At 73.3% G+C, this 5,767-nt stretch carries 6 protein-coding genes; 2 read left to right on the forward strand and 4 right to left on the reverse strand.

Going from position 1 to position 5,767, the window contains the following annotated elements:
• Positions 1-298: 298 nt before the first annotated feature.
• Together KME75_RS39490 and KME75_RS39495 are read right to left on the reverse strand one after the other, a co-directional pair.
• Complete coding sequence (locus KME75_RS39490) at positions 299-1,276, reverse strand: NAD(P)H-dependent flavin oxidoreductase (RefSeq protein WP_219420116.1); 978 nt, start codon at positions 1,274-1,276, stop codon at positions 299-301.
• Positions 1,277-1,286: 10 nt separating this feature from the next.
• The gene (locus KME75_RS39495) at positions 1,287-1,685 is read right to left on the reverse strand and encodes a VOC family protein (protein WP_219420117.1); all 399 of its coding nucleotides are present in this window, start codon (positions 1,683-1,685) and stop codon (positions 1,287-1,289) included.
• A gap of 229 nt (positions 1,686-1,914) precedes the next feature.
• Between KME75_RS39495 and KME75_RS39500 the strand changes: the two genes are divergently transcribed.
• Positions 1,915-2,577 (forward strand): hypothetical protein, encoded by a 663-nt coding sequence (locus KME75_RS39500; protein WP_219420118.1) that lies wholly within the window; start codon positions 1,915-1,917, stop codon positions 2,575-2,577.
• Positions 2,578-2,665: 88 nt separating this feature from the next.
• On the opposite strand, the gene KME75_RS39505 is transcribed toward KME75_RS39500, so the two are convergent.
• Positions 2,666-2,848, reverse strand: coding sequence for a nitronate monooxygenase (locus KME75_RS39505; protein WP_219420119.1), 183 nt, complete (start codon positions 2,846-2,848; stop codon positions 2,666-2,668).
• A 201-nt stretch (positions 2,849-3,049) separates the two neighbouring features.
• Here KME75_RS39505 and KME75_RS39510 point away from each other — a divergent pair, with 201 nt between their 5' ends.
• Positions 3,050-3,679 carry a PadR family transcriptional regulator gene (locus KME75_RS39510; RefSeq protein ID WP_219420120.1) on the forward strand — a complete coding sequence of 210 codons (630 nt, stop codon included), beginning with the start codon at positions 3,050-3,052 and terminating at the stop codon, positions 3,677-3,679.
• 44 nt (positions 3,680-3,723) lie between these two features.
• Here KME75_RS39510 and KME75_RS39515 read toward each other — a convergent pair whose 3' ends face one another.
• Positions 3,724-4,887 (reverse strand): styrene monooxygenase/indole monooxygenase family protein, encoded by a 1,164-nt coding sequence (locus tag KME75_RS39515; protein WP_219420121.1) that lies wholly within the window; start codon positions 4,885-4,887, stop codon positions 3,724-3,726.
• Positions 4,888-5,767 lie beyond the last annotated feature (880 nt).

The raw sequence follows: 5,767 nt of genomic DNA on the forward strand, positions 1-5,767 counted from the left end.
CGGTGTCCGGTCGGGCAGCAACGGCTCCAGCCGTGCCCACTCCGCGTCGGTCAAGTCGTGGCGATCAAGCACAGAAGAGATCTACCGCAGCCGACCCGCATGATCCACGGGACACGCTCTAGGCGCCACCTCACAGCAGAGGCAGCTCAGCCACGCTGCGCCTTGCTCTGCGGGCGTCCGTGGTACAGGTGAGCTGCGCCCTCTGAGGCCGTGATGGGCAGCCGCGCAACGACGGCGCGCCCCGCTGCTGACATCGCGTCAAGATCGGCGTCAGCTCCAACGGTGGGATTCGCACCCCTCACCGCAGCACCCGCTCGCGGTTGCGCTGCGGTCGGAGCAGGCGGGCGGCGCCGTCGGCGAACTCGCGGACGATCTCAGCTGCGGGCCGGACCTCACGGACCGCGCCGACCCCGTGCCCGGCGAAGAGCGGCATGGCGGCGATGTTCCCGCTGGTGGCGCGGATCGGGGCCATGGGGCCGAGGCGGGGCACGGGCATCTCGGTGTCGCCGAGGTTGACGGTGCCGACGGTCTCGCCGCTGGCCGCCCGGGCTGCGGCGATGCTGGAGCGCAGCACCCGGTGTGGAGCGTTCGGCCACATGACGGAGAACGCCTCGGTGAGCTCGGTGTCCTCGGGGTTCGCGGCCAGCACGGCGGCCTGGTAGTCGGGGTGCACGTCGGCCTCCTGAGTGGCGAGGAACCGGGTGCCGATGCGGGCGGCGTCGGCGCCGGCGGCGAGCACGGCGGCCAGGCCGCGCGCGGTGGCGATTCCGCCGGCGGCGACGACGGGGACGGTGACGGCGTCGAGCACCGCGTCGAGCAGCGGCAACAGCGCGGTACTGCCGCGGACGTGCCCGCCGGCCTCGACGCCCTGGGCGATGACGAACTCACAGCCGGCCTGTTCGGCCGCGACCGCCTCGCCGACCGAGCCGACCTGCCAGCCGGCCAGCGCACCGTGCCGGTGCACCCGGGCGACCAGGGCGGGGTCGGGGTCGCCGTAGAAGAACTCGACGTAGCGCAGCCGGGCCGCGGCGACCTCGACGGCGTCGAGGTCCAGGAACGGGATCAGCACGTTGAACCCGATCGGGCCGGCGGCCCGCGCGGTGAGCTCGTCGAGCATTGGCTCGAGCGCCGGCGCGGGCAGCAGGTGCGGCGCGACGGTGCCGGCGCCGCCGGCACCGGCGACCGCGGCCGCGAGCTCGGGGCAGGCGACCCAGCCCATGCCGGCCAGCTGGATCGGCAGCCGGCAGCCAAGCAGCTCGGTGAACCTCGTCTGCATGATCGTCTCCTCAGGGATGGTTCTCGCGGTGGAACAGCTCGAGCTGGAACTCGTCGGGGTCGCGCAGGCACAGCACGGCCCCGTAGTCGCGGTCGGCGACCGGGGAGTGGGGCACGCCGAGCGCGTCGAGTCGCTGGGCCCACTCGTCCAGCTCCGCGCGACTGCCGATCCGGAAGGCGATGTGGTCGGCGCCGGTGCGAGCCGGGTCCGCGGGCTCGCCGGCGTTGGCGTGATGCTGCTGCAGGCACAGCACCATCCCGGCCGGGTGCAGCATGACGATCTCGTCGAAGTGCTCCTCGGCGAGGTGTTGGAAGACCTCGAAGCCGAGCACGTCGGCGTAGAACGCCACGCTCTTCTCGCGGTCCCGCACGGACAGCGACACGTGGGAGAACCCGTGCAGCTCGGGCATGGATATGCTCCTCTCAGGAGTATCAGCGTACGTAAACATACTCCTGTACGGAGTAACGTCAAGGGGTCCTCGACGAACGCGTTCCGCACTCGCGTCGCAAGGTCGAGGGTGCCCGCGTCGGTCCGCGCAGCGCGGGGCGGCGAGGGCGCCGAGCCGATTTCGGCGTGTCGGCGGGCCGGGCGGGCCGATACCTGCCGCTGACGAGGCCGCAGAGGGGAAGGCATCGCACGTGCCGCAGGCCCAGGTATTCCAGCGCGAGGGCGAGTTCTGGACCGTCGCGTACGAGGGCCGCGTCAGCATCGCCGACGCCAGGGGCTTGCAGCACCTTGCGCGCCTGCTGGCGAACCCCGGTCGGGAGGCCCACGCCCTCGAGCTCGCGGCCGACGGGGCGGCCCCCGGGGTCCGGCTCGAACCGCACGGCGCGTACCGGGGCCGCTACGAGGCCCCGCTGCTGCGCCTGCTGGCCCGCCTCGGCGACCGGGACCGCTTCCACGCGCGCTGGGACGCCCTCGCCGACCGCGATCGATCGTCGCTCGGCGGCCGCTTCACGACCCTCGCCGTGGCCGAGGGCCTGGCCGTGCTCGGCGACCGGGACGCGGCCGCCGCCCTCGCCGGCGAGGTCGACGAGGCGCTCGCCGGTGGCCTGGTCCTGACCTTCGTCGACCTGCGGCTGGTGTGCACCGTGGCCGGCCTCGCCGCCGCCGCGGGCGACGGGCCCGCGGCGGACGAGCACTTCCGGGCCGCGGTTGCTCAGGCCGACGCGCTCCCGCACCGCATCGAGGCCGCCAACGCCCGCCGACTGTGGGCCCACGCGCTCCTCGACCGCGGCGAGCGGGCCTCGTCCACCGACGACACCTGCTTCCACACCCGCGCCCTGCCCGCCTGCAGGTAACGGACCCAGTCGGCGGGCGGGGTGTCCATGTGGAAGACCACCACGGACACACCCTCCGCGCGGCAGACCTGGACGTGGTCCGGCACCGTCAGCGGCCCATCGCGGACTCGCCGACCACGAGGTCCACCCCGAACGGCTCCACGGTGCGCTCCCGCACATCGCGGACCAGCGCCCGCACCCGGTCGGGAGGCTCGGTCACCGCCCCGATCATCCCCATGCCCCCCGCCGCGCTGACCGCCGCCGCCAGCGGCGCCAGGCTCACGAACCCCATCCCGGGCTCCCACGAACGGGTACCGGATCCCGTACTCGCGGGTCAGCCGCGTCTCCAGCACGTCCACCGCCGCCTCCTGTCGTCGTCGGGGCGCTGCACCAGCAAGGCGAGACCTACTGGGGACCGTGACCGGCGGCGGCACAGGCGGACCAGGGTGGCCCCTGCCGACGGGATACTCCTAGGAGGAGTACTGTTCGCCTCGTGCCCACGGACCTGACCTCGACGTCCTACGCGGTGCTGTCCCTGCTCGGTGTCCGGGCGTGGAGCGCCTACGAGCTGACCCAGCAGATGGGCCGGAGCCTGCGCTGGTACTGGCCGAAGGCCGAGAGCCTGGTCTACGCCGAGTGCAAGAAGCTCGCCGGGCACGGCTTCGCCACCACCCTCCGGGAGCACCGGGGCAAGCGGGCGCGCACCGTCTACACGATCACCGACGCCGGGCGGGCCGCCCTGCGCGACTGGTTCGACCGGCCGTTGACCCCCCAGCCCCGACTCGAGTTCGAGGCCCTGCTGCAGGTCGCCTTCGCCGACCACGGCACCCGGGAGCAGCTGCTGGAGAACCTCAAGGCGATCCGTGCCGACGCCGAGCACCGCCGCGAGATCGCCCACGCCCAGGCCCGCGACTACGCCGAGACCGGCGGGCCCTTCCCCGAGCGGCTCCCCGTCATCGCGCTCACCGGGAAGTTCTTCGTCGAGTACACCGAGCTGCTCGCCCGCTGGGCCGCGTGGGCCGAACGGGCCGTCACGGGCTGGGACGACGTGCACCCCGACGGCGCCGCCGTGCCCGACGGAGCGTTCGCACCCGGGCACTGGCCGGACCCCGCAACGGGATGAGGTGCCGAGGCCTGCCTCGACCTACGGGCTGCGGCGGCGCCCGGTCAGGCCGCAGGTGCCGTGGTGCGGACACGCTTCAGCCAGGCTGCGGAGCGCTCGTGCGCGCAGAGGGCGTCCCACATAGCGGGCGGGTCGTTGAAGTTCTCGACGAAGGCGTCGGCGACCCGCGGGTCGTGCGCGGCGACGACCAGCAGCTCCACCGCGTGCGGCGGCGGGGGCTGCAGGAATGCGTTGCTCCACTCGGTGACCGGCCGGGCCGCTTCCCACATCCGCGCGTGCACCGCACGGCAGAAGGCCGCGTCGTAGGGCGGACCGGCGAGGATCGCGTCGGCCAGCAGGAACGCGGTGCGCGAGCCCAGGTTCGCGCCCTGACCGACGATCGGGTCGTTGAGCACCCACGCGTCGCCGACGGCGACGGCGAAGCGGCCGTCGTCCAGTTCGGCCCAGCCGTGCCGGACGACCGGGGTGATCGCGCCCTGTAGCAGGTCGATCGGCCGGGTGAGGCCGAACTCGCCGGGGTCGACCCGATCGCGGACGGCGGGCGCGAAGCGGGCGAGCAGGGCGAGCAGGGTGCGCTCGAAGCCCTCGGGATCCGCGTCGCAGGGCAGCCGGGTGATCGCCTCCAGCGGCCCGCCGGGCACCGCCTCGATCATCAGGGCGTGCGCCGGCCCGGCCACCGAACGGAACGGGTTGGCGAAGATCTCACCGACGCCTGGGCAGAGCTGGAAGTGCAGACCCATCGGCTCGGTGGGCGCGATCCCCCGGAAGAACCCGGCGCAGAGCCGGCGCTGGGGCCGGCCGAAGGGCGAGCGGGCCGGGTCGCGGGGGAACAGCCCGGGCACCGACGGCGAGCCGGACGCGACCACGACGAGGTCGTGTCGGCGACCGAGCCGGGGTAGGTCGACCGGGCCGATCACCACCCGGCCGCCGCGCGCGGTGTAGTAGGCGGCCAGGCCCGGCAGGTAGAGCCGGAAGTCCACGCTGCTCGCCGGCCGGTGGGGCCGGCCGACGAAGCGCAGCGGGGGTCGGCCCGCGACCTCCACCCCGATGGCGAACACGCCGTGGTCGGGCTGTTCCCAGTGCGCCACGCCGAGCGCGCGTTCCCGGGCCCGGGTCTGCTCGAAGCGGGCCTCGATGTTGACGGGCCGCCCGGCGGCAGCCGCTTGTACGGCCGACCCTCCTCTGTCACGCCGATGCCGGCATCTCAACCGCTACTCCTCCAGTCGGAAGCCACCAAACGTCGGCGCCCTACCCTGACGCGAGGCCCGGCCCGGCGCCCTGACAGTCGACCCGCCGACCCCATCGGAGGGGGACCCACCGATGATCAAGTCGTTCCACCTCCCGCGCCGGTTCGCGGCGCTTGCGCTGGCAAGCGCCCTGGGCGCCGCCGGCCGGCGTCACCTTGTGCGCCTTGTGCGGTGGCACCCGCACCGCCCCCGGACTCGGCCAGGCTGCGGCGATCGAGCGGTTACTCGGATCCTGGCGCGATCTCTCGTTCGAGGCCAGGTCGTCGAGTGTCGAAATGCTGTACCCGTTCGGTTCGGCCTCGGCGCGGTGGACGTGATCACCTAAAACCCGGCACGGGCGGGGATCCGCCCTTGACATTATGGATGACCGGCCGCAGCCAGTTCGCCGTGGATGACCAGCAGAAGGGCAGCCCGAGCTGAGGAGAACACTGCGGCGATCCGCAGCTATATGTCGCGTCGCCGTCACCGGGGCCCTGCTGCCGCTCTGCGTCTGTGGCTGCTCTGGCGCGATCTGGCGCCAGACATTCGTCCGTCAGTGTCGGAACTACGGATCAGATGATGAAGAGCTCCGATCCCTCGGACATCCACGGCCCGGCCAGCCCGACCGGTCGGCAGCGGAGCTGATTCACCTGCCGCGCGTAGAGATCTCCTCGGCGGCGGGTCCATTCCCGCCGGTCCTGGTGGGAGCGCGGGCCGCGGTGCCCGCCGCGGTGCCCAATGGCCTTGCGTTAGGTCGGTGACCGCTGTCGGAGGCAGTGGGAGTTGGATGCGGCGGGTGACGTGGACGACACGGGGTTGATCTTTGCGGGCGGGGAAGTCGCCGGCCTTCTTCGTGGCCCGC

Origin of the sequence: Pseudonocardia nigra, assembly GCF_019396355.1 — a bacterium.
Classification (GTDB): Bacteria; Actinomycetota; Actinomycetes; order Mycobacteriales; family Pseudonocardiaceae; genus Pseudonocardia; species Pseudonocardia nigra.

What these genes read in the sequence shown, in the direction of transcription:
- KME75_RS39505 (WP_219420119.1), bottom strand. Translation starts at nt 2,848, where the DNA reads ATGGGGTTCGTGAGCCTGGCGCCGCTGGCGGCGGCGGTCAGCGCGGCG.
- KME75_RS39495 (WP_219420117.1), bottom strand. Translation starts at nt 1,685, where the DNA reads ATGCCCGAGCTGCACGGGTTCTCCCACGTGTCGCTGTCCGTGCGGGAC.
- KME75_RS39490 (WP_219420116.1), bottom strand. Translation starts at nt 1,276, where the DNA reads ATGCAGACGAGGTTCACCGAGCTGCTTGGCTGCCGGCTGCCGATCCAG.